At 53.1% G+C, this 19897-nt stretch carries 16 protein-coding genes; 9 read left to right on the top strand and 7 right to left on the bottom strand.

Annotation, left to right across the window (positions count from 1 at the left end; all coding sequences use genetic code 11):
- Positions 1–30: 30 nt before the first annotated feature.
- From BM231_RS20540 to BM231_RS20530, 3 genes are read left to right on the top strand one after another with little or no spacing between them, the layout of a single operon-like run.
- Complete coding sequence (locus BM231_RS20540) at positions 31–912, top strand: carbohydrate ABC transporter permease (RefSeq protein ID WP_093522344.1); 882 nt, start codon at positions 31–33, stop codon at positions 910–912.
- On the top strand, positions 905–1783 hold the full coding sequence (locus tag BM231_RS20535; RefSeq protein WP_093522342.1) for a carbohydrate ABC transporter permease: 879 nt from the start codon (positions 905–907) through the stop codon (positions 1781–1783). The genes BM231_RS20540 and BM231_RS20535 overlap by 8 nt, the downstream gene beginning before the upstream one ends.
- An 11-nt stretch (positions 1784–1794) precedes the next feature.
- Positions 1795–2850: an ABC transporter ATP-binding protein gene (locus BM231_RS20530; protein WP_093522340.1), complete on the top strand. Its 1056-nt coding sequence runs from the start codon at positions 1795–1797 to the stop codon at positions 2848–2850.
- Positions 2851–2856: 6 nt separating this feature from the next.
- On the opposite strand, the gene mbfA is transcribed toward BM231_RS20530, so the two are convergent.
- Entirely contained in the window at positions 2857–3807 is a 951-nt protein-coding gene (gene mbfA, locus BM231_RS20525) for an iron exporter MbfA (RefSeq protein WP_193758278.1), read from the bottom strand.
- 369 nt (positions 3808–4176) lie between these two features.
- Between mbfA and BM231_RS20520 the strand changes: the two genes are divergently transcribed.
- A complete protein-coding gene (locus BM231_RS20520) occupies positions 4177–6480 on the top strand; it encodes a hypothetical protein (RefSeq protein WP_093522337.1) in 2304 nt (767 codons plus the stop codon).
- A gap of 82 nt (positions 6481–6562) precedes the next feature.
- On the opposite strand, the gene BM231_RS20515 is transcribed toward BM231_RS20520, so the two are convergent.
- Positions 6563–7459 carry an AEC family transporter gene (locus tag BM231_RS20515; protein WP_093522335.1) on the bottom strand — a complete coding sequence of 299 codons (897 nt, stop codon included), beginning with the start codon at positions 7457–7459 and terminating at the stop codon, positions 6563–6565.
- Between the two features lie 105 nt (positions 7460–7564).
- Between BM231_RS20515 and BM231_RS20510 the strand changes: the two genes are divergently transcribed.
- The 3 genes from BM231_RS20510 (at position 7565) to BM231_RS20500 (ending at position 10815) form a co-directional block, all read left to right on the top strand.
- Positions 7565–8479, top strand: a complete 915-nt coding sequence (locus BM231_RS20510) for a LysR family transcriptional regulator (RefSeq protein ID WP_093522333.1) — start codon at positions 7565–7567, stop codon at positions 8477–8479.
- Between the two features lie 313 nt (positions 8480–8792).
- On the top strand, positions 8793–10166 hold the full coding sequence (locus BM231_RS20505) for an alanine/glycine:cation symporter family protein (RefSeq protein WP_093522331.1): 1374 nt from the start codon (positions 8793–8795) through the stop codon (positions 10164–10166).
- Positions 10167–10338: 172 nt separating this feature from the next.
- Positions 10339–10815: a GNAT family N-acetyltransferase gene (locus tag BM231_RS20500; protein ID WP_093522329.1), complete on the top strand. Its 477-nt coding sequence runs from the start codon at positions 10339–10341 to the stop codon at positions 10813–10815.
- Between the two features lie 45 nt (positions 10816–10860).
- On the opposite strand, the gene BM231_RS20495 is transcribed toward BM231_RS20500, so the two are convergent.
- The 3 genes from BM231_RS20495 to BM231_RS20485 all read right to left on the bottom strand — a co-directional run bounded on the left by BM231_RS20495 (position 10861) and on the right by BM231_RS20485 (position 12830).
- A complete protein-coding gene (locus BM231_RS20495) occupies positions 10861–11616 on the bottom strand; it encodes a hypothetical protein (protein WP_208860538.1) in 756 nt (251 codons plus the stop codon).
- 150 nt (positions 11617–11766) lie between these two features.
- Entirely contained in the window at positions 11767–12495 is a 729-nt protein-coding gene (locus tag BM231_RS20490) for an RES family NAD+ phosphorylase (protein ID WP_244527199.1), read from the bottom strand.
- On the bottom strand, positions 12492–12830 hold the full coding sequence (locus BM231_RS20485) for an MbcA/ParS/Xre antitoxin family protein (RefSeq protein WP_082826935.1): 339 nt from the start codon (positions 12828–12830) through the stop codon (positions 12492–12494). The genes BM231_RS20490 and BM231_RS20485 overlap by 4 nt, the downstream gene beginning before the upstream one ends.
- Before the next feature lie 344 nt (positions 12831–13174).
- Between BM231_RS20485 and BM231_RS20480 the strand changes: the two genes are divergently transcribed.
- Positions 13175–17035 carry an autotransporter outer membrane beta-barrel domain-containing protein gene (locus BM231_RS20480; protein ID WP_208860537.1) on the top strand — a complete coding sequence of 1287 codons (3861 nt, stop codon included), beginning with the start codon at positions 13175–13177 and terminating at the stop codon, positions 17033–17035.
- Positions 17036–17166: 131 nt separating this feature from the next.
- On the opposite strand, the gene BM231_RS20475 is transcribed toward BM231_RS20480, so the two are convergent.
- Together BM231_RS20475 and BM231_RS20470 are read right to left on the bottom strand one after the other, a co-directional pair.
- Positions 17167–17697: a YcnI family copper-binding membrane protein gene (locus BM231_RS20475; RefSeq protein ID WP_093522325.1), complete on the bottom strand. Its 531-nt coding sequence runs from the start codon at positions 17695–17697 to the stop codon at positions 17167–17169.
- A gap of 166 nt (positions 17698–17863) precedes the next feature.
- Entirely contained in the window at positions 17864–19153 is a 1290-nt protein-coding gene (locus tag BM231_RS20470; protein WP_093522323.1) for a DJ-1/PfpI family protein, read from the bottom strand.
- Between the two features lie 93 nt (positions 19154–19246).
- Here BM231_RS20470 and BM231_RS20465 point away from each other — a divergent pair, with 93 nt between their 5' ends.
- Positions 19247–19795, top strand: coding sequence for a TetR/AcrR family transcriptional regulator (locus BM231_RS20465; RefSeq protein WP_208860536.1), 549 nt, complete (start codon positions 19247–19249; stop codon positions 19793–19795).
- The last annotated feature ends 102 nt before the right edge of the window (positions 19796–19897 follow it).

Raw genomic sequence — 19897 nt, 5'->3', positions numbered from 1 at the left:
ACTGCGAGGCAGGCTTTTTCTGAGACGGGTATGAATCAAAGCAACACATTCTGGCGCGTTGCCCTTTTGGCGCTCCCCCTCAGCGTATTCGCGCTGATCATCATCTGGCCGCTCCTAAGCTCGTTTTACTACGGCTTTACCAACTGGAACGGTTTCAGTGACACCTATGATTTCGTTGGCTTTGAGAATTTCGGAAAGCTGTTTTCCGATCGCCTCTTCATGTCTGCGGCAATAAACACGATTATCTGGATGGCCATTGCCGTGGTGCTTCCAACTGTTCTTGGCCTTTCGCTGGCGCTGCTGATCGACAGCCATGTGCCCGGCGGCCCGATCTTTAAAACCATCTTTTATCTGCCAATCTGTCTGTCTGCTGTTGTGGTCGGTCAGGTCTGGGTGTGGATCTACCAGCCCGACTGGGGCCTGCTGAACTCCATTATCGAGTACGTCACCAATGACCGCTTCAACTACGCGTGGTTGGCGAAACCGGACAGCGCACTTTACTCGGTCATCGTTGCATGGTCCTGGCAGGCGACCGGCCTGTCCATGGTGATCTACCTTGCAGGTCTGACGGCTATTCCCGGTGATCTGCTGGAAGTGTGCGAGCTGGAAGGCGCCACAACATGGCAACGCATCCGCCACGTTATCCTGCCACTGCTGACACCAGCCACCGTGGTTGTTGTTGCGCTAAGCGTGATCAACTCGCTGAAGGGCTTTGATATCCTGTACATCATGACGGGCGGCGGGCCGTTCAACAGCTCCGATACGCTGGCCATGCATATGTACAACGAGAGCTTCAAAAAGTACCTGATGGGCTATGGCAGTGCCATTTCCGTCGTGCTGTTCCTCGTCGCGTTGACCATCATTCGCCTCTATTTCAAGCAGCTTAAAAAGGTGGACGAGATCTATGGCTGATACGGCTAGTCTGGGCAGCGCCAGCGGTGAATATGTTGCACCGAAGCGGTTCAATCCGTGGCCTGTTGTCATCTTCATCTGCCTGTTTACGCTGGCAATCCTGTTTCTTGCGCCAACCTTTGGCGTGCTGCTGTCCTCCGTCAAAACCACGCGGGATATTGCACTTGGTGACCTGTGGGCCATTCCCAGCAGCATGTATTGGGGCAACTACATTGAGGTGCTGAGCAATCCGGCGGTGCATGGCTACATGCTCAACACGTTCCTCGTGGCCGCACCGGCAACGGCGTTTTCCATCGGGCTTGGCACGCTGGCGGGTTATGTGTTCTCCAAGCTGCCGTTTAAAGGCAGCGACCTGGTGTTTTTGCTGGTGGTGTCCGGCATGTTCTTCCCGCCGCAGGTCATTCTGATCCCGCTGTTTCGCCTCTTCAATCTGATGGGGCTCATCGACACGCTGTGGCCGATGATCATTGTGCACACGGCGCTGGGTATTCCGATCTGTACGTTATTGATGCGCAACTTCTTCGCCACCGTGCCAAACCCACTGCGTGAGGCGGCAATTTTGGAAGGGGCAAACGAATGGCAAGTGCTGACCAAGATTGCACTGCCCATCAGCCTGCCAGCCATTGCGGTGCTGGCGACGCTTCAATTCACCTGGATCTGGAACGATTTCCTCTGGCCGCTGATCTTCACCCAATCTGACGAGAAACGCACCATCATGCTGGGGCTCGTGTTTATGAAGGGCCAATACTCCGTTGCCTGGGGCATTCAGGGCGCTATGTCGCTGATCGCCAGCCTGCCAACGCTGATCGTATTCCTGTTCTTCCAGCGCTACTTCATCAAAGGCATGACCATGGGTGCCGTGAAAGGATAATCGGGGACATTATGAGTAGTTTGTCACTGAAAAACATCAAGAAGTCATACGGCCAACATGAGGTCATCCATGGGGTGGATCTTGAGGTCGAAAAGGGTGAGTTCATCGTCTTCGTTGGGCCATCCGGCTGCGGCAAGTCCACCATGCTGCGCATGATCTCCGGTCTGGAGGAGGTCACGTCCGGCCAGATCAGCATCGCGGACAAAGATGTAACCCGCGCCCACCCGTCCAAGCGTGAAATTGCGATGGTGTTCCAGTCCTACGCACTGTTTCCGCATATGAGCGTTGCGGAGAACATCAGCTTTGGCCTGCGTCTTGGTAAAACGCCGAAGGATGAGGTGAAACGCCGCGTAAATGAAGTGGCCGATACGCTGCAGATCACGCACCTGCTGGAGCGGTTCCCGCGTCAGCTTTCAGGTGGTCAGCGTCAGCGTGTGGCCATTGGCCGTGCGATCATCCGTAATCCGCAGGTGTTCTTGTTTGATGAGCCGCTCTCCAATCTGGATGCCGCCCTGCGCGTGCAGATGCGTTTGGAAATCGCTCGCCTGCATAAGCGTCTGGGGGCGACGATCATCTACGTGACCCACGACCAGACCGAGGCGATGACCCTTGCAGACCGGATTGTGGTGTTCAACCACGGTGTGATTGAGCAGGTCGGGCGTCCGATTGATCTTTACGAGCGTCCGGCGAATAAGTTCGTGGCCGGGTTCCTCGGAGCGCCCTCCATGAACTTCATCGGTGCGACTGCGCAACAAGGTGCAATTCAGCTGGATGGCTTCAACATCAATGATGCACAAAGGGCTGAAGCAAATGGAGCGATCACGCTTGGCATCCGTCCGGAGCATATGAGCATCTCCAACACAGAAGCCTGTGATTTCTCTGCGAAGGTAGAACTGGTTGAGGAACTTGGGTCAGAGTCCCTCGCCTACCTGCAAACCAGCTTTTCCTCCGACCCACTCACCATGCGGGTGGACCATTCCATCACTGTGCGAGAAGGAGATATGTTGCCGGTTTCCGTCAATCGTGAACTCCTGCATGTGTTTGCTGAAGGTGGGGCGTCCCTGTAAGGGCGTCTAACCACCGCCGATAATGACACCGGCGGCAAACACCAGTGAGCCGCCGAGAACAACCTGAAACGTCGCCCGCAAGAGCGGCGTTTCCATGTATTTGCTCTGGATCCACGCGATGGCGCAGAGTTCAACCGCCACAACGAAAAATGCGATGAACGTGGCCACCCAGAAATCACTGAGTAAATACGGGATGGTATGACCCAGCCCACCAAGAGCTGTCATCACGCCAGACGCTACGCCGCGCAAGGCAGGTGAACCTCGTCCGGAAATCTGCCCGTCATCCGAGACCGCCTCCGTAAAGCCCATGGAAATACCCGCGCCGATGGAGGCTGCAAGGCCAACAAGAAACGTGGTCCATGTGTTGCCCGTTGCAAAGGCTGTCGCGAAAACAGGGGCGAGTGTGGAGACGGAGCCATCCATTAACCCGGCAAGACCCGGCTGGATCAGGGTCAGGATCAGTTTACGGTGTGCGGTTTCTTCCTCCTGCTCTCCCGTTGAGGCCAGGTGGGTTTGTGACAAGTTGCGGGCTTTGTTCTGGTGATCCGCTTCCACCGCTGCCAGGTCGCCCAGCAAGCGGCGGGTATCTGCATCCGTGCTCTTCTTCTCTGCGTTCTCATAGAATGTGCGCGAGGCCGTCTCCATGTTCTCGGAGATATGGCGGATCTGATCAAGTGTCAGCTGGGTGGAGAGCCAGAGTGGGCTTCGGGCATAAAACCCGGAAACATGTTCGCGGCGGATCAGAGGAATGGTGTCGCCGAAGCGTTTTTGATGCAGTTCGATCAGCGCTATCCGGTGCTGGTCTTCTTCATTGGCCATATCGGCAAAGACGGCGGCGGTTCCGGGGTAATCATCCTGCAGTCGTTTGGCAAAGCCCCGATAGATGCGGGCGTCATCTTCCTCTGACGAGATGGCAAGCGCCAGCACCTGCTGCTCGCTCAGGTCAGAAAATCGCATGCGTGACGTCAGATACAACATCCATGAGCTTTCTAGTTTGCAATTTCGCGCAGATCCTAAGCAGATTTCATTGCAAACAGGCGGTTTCAGTCCCTCAAATAAACCGCAAATTTGAACGGGCTGACATGGCAAGCCGGGAGAATTGGGCACCCGCTCACTGATTGCGCTATCAGCAGATGTGATTGATGTTTTTGGGAAAACGTGATCGGTATTGTCGGTTTAAATGCTTAGACCGCTTGCATTTGAGCAGACCGGTTTAATCGGTCTTAACTTATTATACTAAAGTCGATTCCGTGCCTTAAAATAAACGGATAGGAGGAGCACAACTTTATTAGCCAATAACAAAACTTAGTTAGCAGGAGACGTGTCATGCCTGTAAATAAGTTGAATGCTGAACAGCACGATTGGGCCAAGGCAGTCTACCAGAACATGCATTGGAACTTCCCTGAGGAAGATGGGGACGAAACCAACCGTACAGCAAGAACCTCAAACGAGCAGGTCAATGGCGTTCATGGTAATCATGACCAACGCAATGGAACTGCCGACCCGGATTTGAGCGACTATGTCGTCGTCGACACCCCACCTCCAGAACGGCCCGCTGGCGCAAAGCCAATGCCGGTCCATGCTGTCTTTGAGGAAATTGGCCTGCCGGAATCCGAAACGCTTCGTGAGCGGTTAGACCGCTTGCGCACCTTCCAGCAGAAGAAAGAGGATTTCTTAAAAGACCCTCTCGCAACAGCTTATGCTGACCCTTCAGCTGCCAAGTGGGAACATCATGTGAAAGATGTTCTGGGCATGCCTCAGGAAAAAGCTGATGAGATGGTCAAGCAGCAGTTCACCCGTGATCTGAAGAAGGAACTGAGGGAAGAATCCCGGAGTGTCACCAAGGAAATTTTTGACAGCCAGGCAGATGATCCTCGCTTCAATGAATTCCTGCAGAATGCAGCCAACTCCAACCCTAAGCAGCTGACCCCGGCCCACCGCGAAATGCTGGTGTTTATGAGCCAGAATATGGTCAAGCTTGGGAATGCACTCGTCAAAGATGTCAATGAGCTGTACCGCCAGCATGCCTTCGGCAAAGCTATGAGCGACACCATCGACAATGCGAAGGAAAACGCGGTTTCTGACAGTGAGCGGCAAAAGCTGGAAGAAATTGAACAGGAAGTTGTTGAATACCGCATGGCTGTTGCCCGGCAGCTGGGTATGGCGCTGAACACCACAAACGACGTTCAGTCTGCCATCAGCTTTGGCCAGACCGTGGATTCTGCCGTTGATGAGTTGGCAGAGCAGAACGACCGCGCCCTGAATGCAGCCTCCGGCCTTGCGAAGATGGCCAAGAACATGGTCAACGACCATCTTGCCCAAACCAACAGCCCTCGTAAGACCATGAACTGGGTTGCCACCCAACCATGGGCAAAGCTCGTTGATATCGACATCACCACCAAGGGTGAGTTCTTCAACATTGAAGCGCAGCTGCGTGACAGCTCTGCGGGAAATGAAGACACTGATGGTTTGGATATCGACAGCAACACCGACCTGGCACAGCGAAATCTGTCGAAAGAAAAGCTCATGGCAAATCCTGAGCTGATCTTCAACGGCTTGCGCTCACCGGAAATGATGGCCGCCCTGACCACCAAGGTTACGGGTGAAGCCAGCAATGATGATGTGCCATTTGTCGAAAAGCCAAGTGATCTGGCAATGAACTGGGGTGAAACCCTTGCCCGTGCGCAGGAAAATGGCCGGGACATCAGTGATCAGCTGCCTGATTACATGACCTTGAAGCAAATCCGCTATCACGACATCAAGAAGGGTTTCTTCTCCAACACGGACACCGTGAAGACGGCCTGGGTTGTGGAACAGAAACCAACCTCTGACACTGTTGCGGAGGTTAACCTGATCAATAATCTGCCACGAGCCATTGCAGGTGATCTGGGCGATCTGGCTCTTAATATGTCTGATCTGCGAGAAGATCAGTCACAAAAGAGCAGCGACATTCAGGACAAGAGAGGCCATCTGGACGAGTTTCTTACTTCCAAGGGTGACGGCCTGTTGCAAAGCTATGGGAATGCACATGATGCGATCAGCAGCTTGCAGGACCATGCCATGAAGGAAGTCATGGCCAAGATGAGCAACGGCACGAGCATCCGCAAGATCCTGAAATGGGCCAAGGAACAGCCTTGGTCAGCCATGTTCCAGGTTGAAATCACACCGATGGAAGGTGGCAAGAAGGATCAGTACAATGTCGTGATCAAGGAAGTTGAACACGGCACCACAGAAGCCAGCAGTGTTGTGCTGAATGAGCCAACAGATCAAGACAAGGAAAATGCCGGTAACATCGCTGACGAAGATGATCAGGCCTTTGGTGAAGATCTGCATGGTTTGAGCGGCGCCTTGAAGGCCCTGTTGAACCCATCCGTTTACAAGCAGCTGATCTCCAAAACCACTGGAGAAAAGAGCGACGGAATGCAAATCGTCGAAGAACCAACCAAACTGGCACGGGATTGGGCAGATCTAATTCAGAAATCTGCTGGCCCCGGTGCAAGCTTGCCGGACTATCTGGAACTTCGTCAGGTGAAGTACCGCGTCCGCTCCTTCCTGCCTTGGAAGAGAAACAAGCTGGAAGCCTGTTGGGTTCTGGAATTTAAGCCTACGGCTTTCAAACAAGCCGCATAAATGAGCTCATGTGCTCATAAACGACGAATGACCTTCCTTATCTAATGGCTTGGGCTCTGCGGTCTCCGCAGGGCCCGTTCTATTATCCGGTCTGCAGTGCGATCCAAAGCGGCAGGCTTATGCATGAGAGCAACGTGGATTGGGCGATCAGCGTGGCCGGTTGCCGACAGTCCGCACCAAAGGCGGCGGCCAGTACATGGGCGGCTGATGCGGTGGGCAAAGCTGCGAACAGCACCAACACGGATGCTTGTTCTTTTGGAATGGCAAAGCTGTGCACCATAAACCAGGCAATGCAAGGCAAGGCCAACAGTTTGATGGAGTTCAACCCGCCCGTATAAACATCCAGCTTCATCAGTCCCTGCCAATCAAGTGTCGCTCCAATCGCCAACAATGCTAGGGGGATGGCGGCCAGAGCCAGTTGATTGAGACCTTCCGAAAGGACTGAGGGAAGCGGATATCCGCTCAAGCCCACCGCAACACCGCCAAGGGCTGCCAGAAAGAATGGATTGAGCACCACCTTTTCCGCTGCCTTGCGCAGGCCAAGACCTTTGCCTATGGATAGAGCCGTTACCGCCATCAGGTTCGCCATTGGCACCGCAAAGCCAATGGCTATGGCCATGAGAGAGGCGCTGTCTGCGTCCAACGCATTGATGGCTACAAACCCGATGGCTGTGTTGAACCGCCACGCTGTTTGCCAACCAGCGGCAAAATCCAAAAATTGTGCTGGACCAAATGGGCGCAACATCCAGCCAAGCAACAAGCCGACCCCTAAGATACCCCAGGTGCCCAATCCGATGATGGCTGCATCATCCAGATTGATTGGCCGGGCTGCCGCAGCTGAGAACATCAGGGCTGGGAACAGCAACTGAAAGTTCAACGTATCAATGCCCCGCCATGTGGCCTGGTCCAGACGTTTGCCAAATACACCGCCCAAAGCCAGCAAACCCAGACTTGGCAGCAATGCCATCGCAATCCCCATGCGCCCTCTCCCTACTGGTTTGGCTGGTCTTTCCTGCTGCTATGTCTTAGGCTAATGATGAAATATAAAATAATAAGCTCAGCTTATAATGTATGGTGATACCTGATGACCAAGCCTGATGGCCTCAACCCCTTTGCAACACGCCTGCCAGAGCTTGCGGTGCGCGCTCTGCCTTTGATGCAGGCGGTTGGCTCCGTCACCAAAACGGCGCATCAACTGGGGGTGAGCCAGTCTGCCGTCAGCCAATCCATCGCTGAGCTTGAAAAGCGGCTTGGCGTAAAGGTGCTCCGTCGTGGTTCTCAACCCGTACAGCTGACGGATGAGGGCAAGCTGATCGCGCAATATGCCCTGAGCGTGCAGGCGGCGGAAGAGAACGCACTGGCCAGCATCAACGATCTGCGCCAGAACAAAGGCGGGCGCGTACGCATCGGTTCTTCAGGCCCGTCTGCCTCTACCCAATTGCTGCCCAATGTGATGACGCGGTTCTCACGCCACTATCCGGGCATCGCGTTGGAACTGCGTGAGGCGCAGGATCAGGAGATCATCGCAGCTTTGCGGCGCGGTGAGGTGGACGTGGCAGTTGTGCCGGGGCTTGATGGAAACGAAGAGTTCGAGAGCCTGCCCATCGCCTGTGACCGTCTCGTTGCTATCACTGCAGATGATATGGATTTGCCGCAGCACATGAGTGCCGAGGCTTTTCAGCAGCAGCCTTTCATTATGACTAAGGGGGGCAGTGAGCCGTTGGTGCGTAAATGGTTTGGCCGGTCGGATATTGAGCCGCGTGTGGACCACTCCATTCAGCAAATTACATCCATTCTGGCAGTGGTACGATCCGGCCTTGCTTGCTCGATTATTGCAGAGCTGGCGCTACCTGAGGATCTGGACGGTGTGAAAGTCTTGCCGCTTGATCCCCCCGCCCCGCGCAGTCTGTTTCTGACCCGGTTGCCGAAAACACCCAGCAACAGTGCGGTGACGAGATTTTGGGAATTTGCAGAGCAAGAGATCTATCGGGAGGAGTAATTTTCTCCTGCCCTAGGGGTAGTGTCGCAACTCTCTTATCTTAGTTAATCAGAATATGCTCATAAGTTACGATTCTGGGGATGGATTTTCCAAAACTGTACCAGGTGGTCGGTTGAAAACGATAATTTACGCCCGTCAGACGCGAAATTTTCACCAAAAATTTTCGTGATGACCATAGGTAAACTACGTAATTTCAAATTAACTAATTGAAAAACAACAGAAAAGTTTGAAATAGTTCTATTGTAGATGTATTCCCTATGCATGCCGAGGATGTAAACTAAATCATAATAAAAATCATGGTGGGAGGCTAACCATGGAAACAATGACGAATATCCTAGGCGAAATCAATTCTATCGTTTGGGGCCCTGTGATGCTTATAGCCATTCTCGGGGTAGGACTTTTTCTCCAGATCGGACTCAAACTAATGCCCATCTTTAAGTTGGGCACGGGCTTTAGCCTGCTCTGGAAGGGTCGCCAAGGCGAAGGTGGTGGTGAAATCAGCCCCTTCAATGCGTTGATGACTTCTCTTTCAGCTACAATCGGAACAGGTAACATTGCAGGCGTTGCGACGGCTGTGTTCCTGGGCGGACCTGGCGCTCTCTTCTGGATGTGGATGACTGCTCTTGTGGGCATGGCAACCAAGTATGCCGAGGCTGTCCTCGCGGTGAAATACCGTGAGCGTGACAACGCTGGCAACTTTGTTGGCGGCCCGATGTACTACATCAAAAACGGTCTTGGCCGTAAGTGGTACTGGCTTGCTCCAACCTTTGCTGCATTCGGCGCTGTTGCCGCGTTCGGTATTGGTAATGGTGTGCAGGCCAACAGTGTTGCAAACGTTCTGAATGAGAACTTCGCTATTCCGGCACAAGCAACTGCTGTTATCCTGATGGCGCTCACCGCTGCTGTTATTCTGGGAGGAGTAACACGCATTGGTAACGTTGCTGGTAAGCTGGTTCCGTTCATGGCTGTTGCGTACATTGCAGCTGGCCTTGTTGTTCTGATCATCAACATCGATTCCATCGGTGCTGCTGTGCAGACAGTGTTTGCTCAGGCATTCACCTCTACAGCTGCTGAAGGTGGCTTTGCTGGTGCTGCTGTTTGGGCTGCGATCCGCTTTGGTGTTGCCCGTGGCGTCTTCTCCAACGAAGCTGGTCTGGGTTCTGCGCCAATCGCTCACGCGGTTGCTGAAACCAAGAGCCCTGTTAACCAGGGTCTGATCGCAATGCTCGGCACGTTCATCGACACCATCATCGTTTGTACCATCACTGGTCTCGCGATTGTGGCTTCCGGTGTGTGGACCTCTGGCTCCTCCGGTGCAGCGCTCACCTCTCTGGCATTTGAAACATCTCTGCCAGGTGTTGGCGGCTACCTGATTGCGATCTCGCTCTCAGTGTTCGCGTTCACCACTATTCTGGGGTGGAGCTTCTACGGCGAGAAATGCGTTGGCTTCTTCTTTGGGCCTCGTGCGCTCAAGCCATACCGCATCCTCTGGGTGGTTGCGATCTACTTCGGTGCGACTGCAGAGCTGAGCTTCATCTGGCTGCTGGCTGACACGCTGAATGCGATGATGGCTATTCCAAACCTGATCGCGCTGGCACTTCTCAGCCCGATTGTCTTCAAGCTCACCAAGGAGTTCTTCTCCGAAGATGATGAGCCTGAGGGCGTGGAAAAAGCCCCGGCTGAATAAGAGAAAACACAGTTTTCAAAAGAATGGCCCGGTGATGAAACCGGGCCATTTTTGTATGTGCTGTCTGGAATATGCAGCGTAATAGCGCCAACTTGCAACTCGTCGTTTGACACAAGCGAAGCCGTGGCCGCACAGTTGGCTCATTCGTTTTTAAGTGAGCGTCATCTGCACCATGACTAAGAACCTCCAACTATCAGAGCTTCCCTGCAAAACTGAATGTACAGCGTTTTGTGACGCGATCCTCTCAGATCTGCCTGACTGGTTCGGTCCTTACGACGTCTATAAGGATTACTTGGAGGACGTGAAGACGAGGCCCGTCTTCATCGCGCAGGCAGGTGGGGAGACGCTTGGTCTTATGGCGCTGACGCAAACCAGTCGTGCGTCCGTTGACATTCACTTACTGGCGATCAGGGCAGAGCATCATGGTAAGGGGATTGGGCGAGCATTTGTAGAGCTGGCCAAACGCTATGCAACAGACTGTGGCGCGACGTATTTGACCGTCAAAACACTCGGCCCGTCACGCGAAAATGCTGCCTACGCGGAGACGCGGAAGTTCTACGCTTCTGTTGGATTTGAGCCGCTGGAAGAATTTATAGACTTCTGGGGTAAGGACGTTCCAATGCTGCTTCAATGCCAGCGTATTGCCTGACCCCTGCCACGTGTGTAGCAGAGGTCTTCGTGTCGTTGCAGCGGCTTATCTCCACCAGGCATCCGGCGGGCTGTAAGAGTCATAACTGTTGTTGTTCCGCTCCCACTGGTACTGAGCGGAATCATGGGCGGACATGGACTCCAGTTCTGCGTCAGGATTGGTCTTCTGAGCATCGAACAGGTCTTCATGGGCTTTGGTGAGTAAGTTGACGACGGGATCGTCAGAAAAGAGGTCGCTCTCCTTACCACCTGATAGTCGTTTATAAGCGGCTTGAGCGCTTCCTTTGCTTTCCGCCCACTCGAATGACTTTCTCTCTTCTGCTGAGGTTTCTTCCTCCAGATATTTCAAAAGAGACAGGTAATTTTCAGCAGTTGGTCCATCCTCCGGAGCGTCCTTGTTCAAGACCTCTTCAAGCTGCTCTTCCATCACTTGCTTTGCAGCTTTGATCTCTTCATCAGAGAAATAGCCGTTTTCATTGCTGGCAATCAGGTGGAGAGTTTCGCGGTCAAACCCAAGATCGTCAAAAATCTCTTTGCGGAATGCCTCAATGTCATTTTTGTACTTGCTGGATGTTGTGTCGAGGTCGCCATAAAGATCTGTCAGTTTGGCGCGCGCATCAACTGCAGCATCTGGAGTAGGCTTAAGGTCAGGCGTCTTTGGCTTGTCTTTTGTTTCATCATCCAGTGACAAAACACTTTGACTGACGCGAGTGCTGATAGAAGACGTAGAGTTGCCAACAAACTTTGCAACACTGTAGTTGGAGAAGCTGTAGGTTCCGCCGCTACTGCTGAAAAAGCTCACAATTATTGTCCTTATAAAATCAATAGTGCGATGCTAGTGGCTCAAACCTGCGTGGCGCTGTTCTTTCTGGAAATAAGAGTCGCAAAACTGCAATTTTTGACGCTAGGGAATCTACGTGGAACATATTGCTTATTTTATAGGGTGTTGGCGTTAATCAGCGATCTCGAAAACTTCGCCTGAGTTCAGGTCCTTGATCATATCAATCGCGTCACCGCTCCAGTGATAGCTGAAATGCCGGGCCTGCAGCGGTGCTTCCACCACATCGGGATAAAACGCGGCAATACATAAGCCGCCCTCGTCGCGTACGCTTGGGTAGAGAATGCCCTCGCCCCCCTCTTCCAGCAGCTTACGAGCGAAGACCTGAGAGGCGCTGTAATCATCGGGGTGGAGCAGAACGTCAAAACGGGGATCAGTTACGTCAGCGAGTTTTGCATCAACACTGCCGATCAACTCGCGCATCTGCGCAATCCACCCCGGCGCCTCTTGTGTGGCAGCATAGAAATTTCCGGTGTGGTGAACGGTCTCGAACAGTGCGGTTTCAAAAGACTTGGCGGCATAAAACGCGCCGAAATAGCCATCATGGAAGCGGCCAGTCCGGTCAGGAGAGGCATGGGTGAACGGTGCCATCAGATAGGATGAGCCCGTTCCATTGACCCGTCGCCCAACAGGGACAAGGTCCAGATTGCCGATGGTTTCTGCAAGACGCGGATTGGTGCGGCTCTCTGCAGCGGCCAAAAGTTCCCAGTCTGCCGGATCGGCAATGTCTTCGAACAAATCTATGGGTGGGTAAGCCGAGTTGACCAGACGATAATACTTGGGCCAGCTGACATGTGTTTCAGGAGCTTTCAGGTCCGTCTCCACCAAAGTTAATGTGGTCACCAGTTGCCTCGCTGCGCATCAAGATATCTGCGCACGCGCATTAAGTCCGTGAGTTGTCCGCCCATCATGATCTCAAGAGCAGACTTGCCGCCAAAGTCATGGTTCGCGCGTTTTACCCAGCCATACCCACGGTTGGTATCGCTAAACAAAAGACGAAGTGCTTTGTGAATGCCAAGCAGGTTGGACAGGCGCGCCGCAAGGTCCACGCTGACACGGCCATAGTGTCTGGTCTTCCAGCGTTGATAGGTGCGCTTGGCAATGTCTCCCAGCAACAATGTGGCCTGCTCATCCGTCAGCTGCCAGCGCTCAAACAGATTGATCACCGCCCGCTGCATGGCATGCACTTCTTCCTCGGTAAACTTGGGCCCACCGGGAGCCAGAGGTTGTTCAATCTTTCGAAGGCTGGGCATAATCCCTCTCATCACCTGTGAAGCAGTGTAATGCCATATGTCGCTATATTACAAAAATAACGCCAAATGTCAAGTTTTTGAGGCGAAATTGGCAGTATCCGGCGAGAAAACCGGCTTAGAAAAAAAACCTAAGTGGCAGTTAATTCAAGTACATCCTACTATACGCAATAACTAATATAAACGTGGATGACCAAGCGTCCTCCTTGATGCACGGGTGTTGTGTCGGTAACTATCGATAGAAATACGAATATAACAGTTGGGGTGGGGCCGTGACTTACAAATCTCGCAGTTTGAGCAGTGTTTCTGCATTTGCACTCGTTTTAAGCAGTGTTTTGGTTGCACCTGCCGCGGCGCAGACGGTGAATATTACAGCGCCACAAACTGCACCGAATGATACAGCACTCGATACGCAAGTGATCTCGGGACCTCTTTCGGGCTACTCCGGGGAACTTCAGGTAGAAGTCGTTGGCGGTGAAGCCTCCGGTACAGGAGCGACAGCTGAAGTAACAATACGCGGCATTCGTGACGATATCACCGGAGACAATACAGGCAATATCTCTGTTACTGTCAGTGGTGGGACGGCTGACAGCAGCACCAGCGCAGACTCAAAAGCAACTGCTGCGATCACAATTGATGGTGTTGAAGGCACTCTGGAAAAGGACAATCTCGGAGCAATTTCTGTCAAAGGCACCAGTCAAAGCGCAATCTCATCGGGTTCTGAAAAAGCCAGTGTAAAGCTGAACGTGAAGGCTATTGATGGCCGACTGAAGGGCGACAATCTGGGGACGCTCTCCAGTTTTGCTCAGGCGGGGACAGCCACCGTCGATGGGAGTGGCAGGGCAGATGCCAGCGTTGAAGGCTTTGGGACTTATCTTGAGGTTGAGGGAGACAATATCGGCACCATCAAGGCTGAAGGTTATGCGGGTGTAGCCGTTTCCACCATTGGTACAGCGGATGCAGATGCAGATGTCACCGGTATCGACAATGATCTGGAAGGTGAGAACAAGGGCCTGATTGACATTGTTGCAAAAGGTGGGCGAGCAACCTCTGAGGGCGCAGGAGATGCTGATGCATATGCCCTTGCTATTGGCGTGAAAGGGTATGCGGAAGCGAACAGCGGTTCTATTCTAGTCGATGCTGATAACAGAACTGCCACAGCGACTTCTGCTAGTGGAACAGCCAATGCTGCTGCTGATGCCTATGGCGTCTATGAAGATCTTCAGACTACTAACTCGGGTCTGATCGACGTGGTCGCAAGAGCTGGTCGATCAGAGACAGGTGGTAGTGCAGTTGCAAATTCCAAAGCACTTGCGGCTGGTGTGAATGGCTACATCGAAGCGAATAGCGGTTCTATTCTTGTTGATGCTGATAACAGAGCTGCCACAGCAACCTCCGCTGGTGGAGAAGCCAATGCCGCAGCTGATGCCTATGGTGTGCATGGTGACCTGCGGGTTGAGAACACGGACCGGATAAGTGTGATTTCAAGTGCAGGTCAGTCAAAGACTGTTGGCAGCGGAACCGCAAATTCCATAACACTTGCAGCTGGTGTGAAGGGTTACATTGGAGCGAACAGCGGACTTATTTTTGTGAGGGCTGCCGGACAAGATGCAAAAGCGACTTCGAAAAACGGATATGCCGACGCATCTGCAGTCGCGTCAGGCACGAAATCTAATCTGAGTGGTAATAATTCTGGCGAAATCGATGTAATCGCACGTGCCGGAACCGCTTCTGGCCTTCAAGCCAATGCAAATGCGGTTGCGTTTGGCGCTGAAAATACGCTCCAAGGCAACAATTCAGGTGTTATCCGTATTGAAGCGCTTGCTGGAACTGCAGTGGGTGATGGAGCCACTGGCAGTGGAGCTGATGCAATTGCCAGTGCTGTGGGTGTCAATAATGACATAAGAGGAAGTAACAGCGGCACGGTATACGCACGCGGTGTTGCCGGAGCAGCAACGGCTAAAGGAGTACTTTCAGCTGAGGCCATGGCATATGTGTATGCCGTCAATAATGGGGTGGAAGGAGATAATACGGGCTCTCTGATTGCCCTCGGATACGGTGGCAAAGCCGTAGCGGAAGGGAGTGGGAACGCATCTTCACATACCCGTGTCATGGGCCTCTTTGGCCGCTTAGATGGCTCTAACACAGGAACCGTAATCGCAGAAACAGAAGGCGGAACCGCAACTGCTTATGGTTCAGGCAGTGCCAATGCCTCAGCAGAGGCTGTTGGTGTCTACCTTGGTATCAGAGCGACTGGTGGAGGTGATCAGCCCGATAATCTGGGTGTTGTCAGAGCATCAGGTACTGGTGGAACCGCGAGTTCGGTGGGTGGCCCTGCTTATGGCTACGCAGATGCAACGGGTCTTGATGGCTCGCTTGGCGGTGAGAATAAAGGCCTGATTGAAGCGGAGGCGGTTGGGACGTCAGCTACAACGCAAGCGAATATGACTGCAAATGCAGAAGGTCTTGCTCTCGGGATCAAAGGGGATGCGGAAGCAAACAGCGGAACCATTTTTGTGCGTGCTACTGGCGGAAAGGCTGAGAGCGGTGATGCTGCTCAAGCCAATGGTGGCGCACGCGCCTTCGGTATCGGCTACGTGGAAGATGCAACGCGTTACGGCATTGTAGGTGACTTCTCCAACACCGGCTTGATCAATGTTTCAGCTACGGCTGGTACGGCCAATGGGGTGCAGGATAAGGCGATTGCTTATGGTGTTGTTCTCAATGGGGCGACGACACTGAGCAATAGTGGCTTGATCCTGGCGAGAGCCACTGGTGGTACAGGGTCTGAGGCCTATCAGGTGCATGCCGGAAGCAATGCGCTGACTGTGAACTCCTACGGCATTCTCTTCAATGATGATCTTGCTGAAAACTTCAGCGGGACCATTCAGGCGGATAATCCGAACAATGTGGCGTTTAACAGTGCAACGCTGCATGTTCACCACTCAAACAGTACGAAAGTCAACGAGGCCTATGAGATCCCGGATCTTGTTGCAGGTCAGGATGTCCAGCAGTTCGCGCATCTGGATACCAGCGGTGTGGTTGGTCATGGCTGGAGTGTTGAGGCAGTGGAGAGCAGTTGGGGGACCACCAATCAAGAGGTTATCTTCAGATTTGCCCCCGATGTTTCCAGTCCGCAATTGGTCGCGCAGCAACAGTACGGGGTGATTGATGCTACCCAGCGCATTGGTGCTGGCTTGCTGATGGATCTGATGTTTGAGGCGGAGAATGCAGGCGGTGAAGGCCTATTGCTGTCGTATGAGGGCACACCCGTGTCAGATGCGGAAAAGGCTGTTGCGGATATGGCAGGCAAGTCGAACGCCGGTGGGTCATATGGCGTGTTTTATGCCGCGCCTCTGCACCTTTCTCAGCAAAATCAGAATGATAGTCTTGGCTATTCTGCTAGTACAACAGGTGTGGTGACGGGATACAACCGTGTCATCTCATCTGATCTAATTGTTGGGGCCAACGTTTTTTATGGTCACAGCGCGCTGGACTTTGACGGGGTCTACGACCAGGCAAAGGAAACAGTTGATACTTACGGTGTTGGTGTTCAGGGTGCTTATCGTAAAGATGCGATGCTGTTTACTGGGCAGAGCACGTTCTACCACACGAGCAACACCTACAAGGACAGCTCGGCTCAGGCGAAAGAAACCTATGACAGCCAGAACCTGCTGACACGCGTTGCGGCCAGTTACATCTGGGAGCATAGTAACAATATCTTCTCACCAGAATTTGGTCTGAGTCATCTCTGGCACTCGCGGGGCGCGTTCCGCGTTGACAATCAAGGTGTGCCGGATGTGCGGTATGATGCGATCAGCAATCACCAGTTCTCCGTTGATGCCTCCTTCGGTTGGACCGGAACTTATCAGGTGCAGGATGGAGAGCTAAAGGCCAATCTTCGTGCTGGTTTGCGTCAGATTTTGGGTGACGGTGGATTTAAAGATGTGCTCCGCTCCGGTGCAAATGGTGTGGCTACTGTCACAAGTGATCAGGATCAGACACTGGCGCGCGCATCTGCTTCTCTGGATTATACCAACGGCAACTTTGGTGCTTCTGTCGGTGTGCTTGGTGAATATGGGGAAGATACTCGAGACACCGCTTTCTTCGGGCGTGTCTCCTACAAATTCTGATCAACCGGGAGTGCATACTGGAGCGGCTTGGGTGCTCCAGTATGCTGCTGATGGAAAGGCACTAGATTAACGCGATTTGCCCGAGCCTTGTCCGCCAGCGATGTGACTGAGCAGTAAAAACACAGGCCGGTTTAATGTGAATGTTCTGATGGTTTGGTCAGGTGTACGCCCGGAGCCGGACGCTTCAGGTCGTGGCTGTTTTGGCCGTCAGCTGGGATTTCGATCCATGCATTTTCCCCAGTACCGCACTCCTGTGTGGTTTTGAAGTAGAGAGTTTGGTCAGGAGCCAATGTCTTGTGCAGCTTGGCACGGAAGATGAACTCGTCGTAATGCTCGTGTTTCAGACTACCAGTCCAGGTGATCTGCTTGACGCCTTCACTGAGAGTCTTGCCGTAATACTCATAGGTTTTCGCGTAAGGACCGGTTTCAGTCTCAAGCTCCCACCCTGCTTTGGGCATAGGCTTGACGGAGATCACGCCTTCAGGAATTTCAACACGGACCTTGAGTGTTGGCTGTCCATCACAACCGTGACCAATACGGATAACACCTTTGTAGGTACTACCAAGCTCTGCTTCTTTCTGTTCCAGGGTCGCGTGCCCATATGCACCGGAAGCTGCGATGACCATAGAGAATGAAAGTATTGATAAAGCTAGCTTTTTCATGGATTTTCTTTCCTCGTTAAAATTGGCTCTGACAGGAAATCGGCACAGGAAACAGCATGCAGGCAATCTCGGTAAGCCTAAGCTTGCGATACTGCATGTTGCTTGCTTCCTGTGAGGGGGATCGTCAGAAGCTGATCAATTGTTTTTGTTGGCTAAAGGCTTCGGCTTAAGCTTGTGTGGCAACGTATTTTGCCCCTTTGCGGCCAGCGCTCAGGTAAATTGGCAAGGAGGGGGCGAAGAGGTATCTGCCGATGAAGCCCATGATCTTGCCTGCTTTTTCTGGAGAGCCAACGCCGAACACCGGATGAGGTGCGTATTGGAGTACGTTTTGCTCAATGTGGTGAGCGACATCGACGTCATAGGTATCGCGAATGGCTGTCAGGGCGACTTCGTATGAACCTATGGCGGGGCCAGCACTGTAGAACTTACCGTCAATGGCAACTTCCGTTCCGCTGGACCTGGCGCCAAGTTTATCCAGCAGCGGGGTGTGGTGATAATTGGAGGTCGCAGTCCTGCCTTGCAAAACACCCGCTGCCGCATACACCAGCGTGCCCGCGCAAACGGAGATCATGCCTTTCGTTTCCGGTTCCTGTCGCCGGATAAAGTCGAGCAACGCCTTGTCTTTCAGCAGGGTTGGCAGAGTTGCGCCGATAATCAGAAAATCAACCTGCGGGCAGGCTGCAAAACTTGTTGTTGGCACCACTTTAGGTCCGAGGAGACATTGGACCGGAGTGGTATCATGAGAAACCACGTGCAGTGTTGAGTTGGGGAACGCACTCAACACTTCCACCGCGCCCATATAGTCCGGCAGGTAACAACCGGACGGCAGGATCATCGCGATGGTCGGGGCGTTGTGAGCAGACAGATCCACTGCTGTTTTGGGGGTATGGTTGGTAAACTGAGGATGCGGGTCGTATTCCAGCGTCAGTTCCGCAAACTTGGCAAGAGTTGTGCCGCGCAGCTTTTCCAGCACCATGAAGGCTGCTTCGATCATTCCGGTGGAATGACCTGCAGTGTAGAACTTGCCCTCCACGACGGCCTTGCGTTCAAACACCGGCGTGATGCCATAGTCTGTCAGCTGCTTGGTGCCGTCATCATCTGCCGTTGCGGTTTTGCCCTCAAGCACATCGGCCTTTGCCAGTGCAAGAACGCCACCACTGGCCGCCAGCACATAAGATGCCCGCGCGCATTGCTCTGTCAAAAACGCATGAAACGCCGGATCATCCTGCACAGCCCGCGGCAAGTCAGGGATGACCAGCACATCTAGCGCCGGACAGTCGGCAAAGGTGGCATCTGGAACAAACGTCAGGCCGTGCTGCCCGGTGACGGGAGCCTTGCTTGACGAGATGATGCAGCTGCGATTGAGCGGATGAATCCCAAGAACCGCCTGCATCTCGCCAAGTTCGGACTCGTTGAACCCCGGCAAGGCAACATAGCCGATACGGTAGCGTCTCATGGGTATTCTCCTTTTCCTTAGGCTGAGCATGTCAGCCAAAGAATCTGCTTATTTAATTTTGACAAGTTATATAAAAAATGTAAAAAGAGTCAAATGGCATCGATGATCAAATACGCACCCGTGGTCGAGCTGCTCAGCCACTACGGGATTCAGAAGGCAACCATGAGCGATCTGGCAGAGACTGTCGGGGTCACGCGGCAAACGCTGTACAATCGGTTCAAGACCAAGCAGCACGTTCGCGATTGGGCACTGCTGGAGTACATGTCGGAAGTGAATGACACTGCGATTGCCGTTCTGGAGAATGCTGCGCCGGATGCGACACTGGAAGTTGTGCTGGAAGCTTTTGAGAGATGGGGCGGTGATCACGTGCAGATGGTGCGCAACTCACCTCATGGCATGGACATTCTGGAAGGTGGCTTGCAGTTGATTGCCTCCAACGCGAAAACGCCCATTGATCGCTTTGAACAACGATTAGAAAAATTCATCGAAAGCAGACAGCTCTCGCCCACTCCGGTTGAGACGACCATGGTACTTGTGTTTGCTGCAAAAGGGGTGTTTGTGTCCTGCACAGATGCCAAAGACTACCGCAAAAAGATGGGCGCGGTGATCAACACCCTACTGGGAGTGATGCAATCTGCGTAGAGAACATGTGTCCCCTTCCAACGCATGAAAAACGTAAATCACGCAAACCAACGCACATAGCAACGCAAACCGGACGGTGCAGATTTATCCCCCTGCCGACGG

The organism is Pseudovibrio ascidiaceicola, from assembly GCF_900114245.1.
GTDB classification, from domain to species: domain Bacteria; phylum Pseudomonadota; class Alphaproteobacteria; order Rhizobiales; family Stappiaceae; genus Pseudovibrio; species Pseudovibrio ascidiaceicola.
Note: the sequence above shows the minus strand (reverse complement) of the source record. Positions and strands in the feature narration are given on the sequence as shown.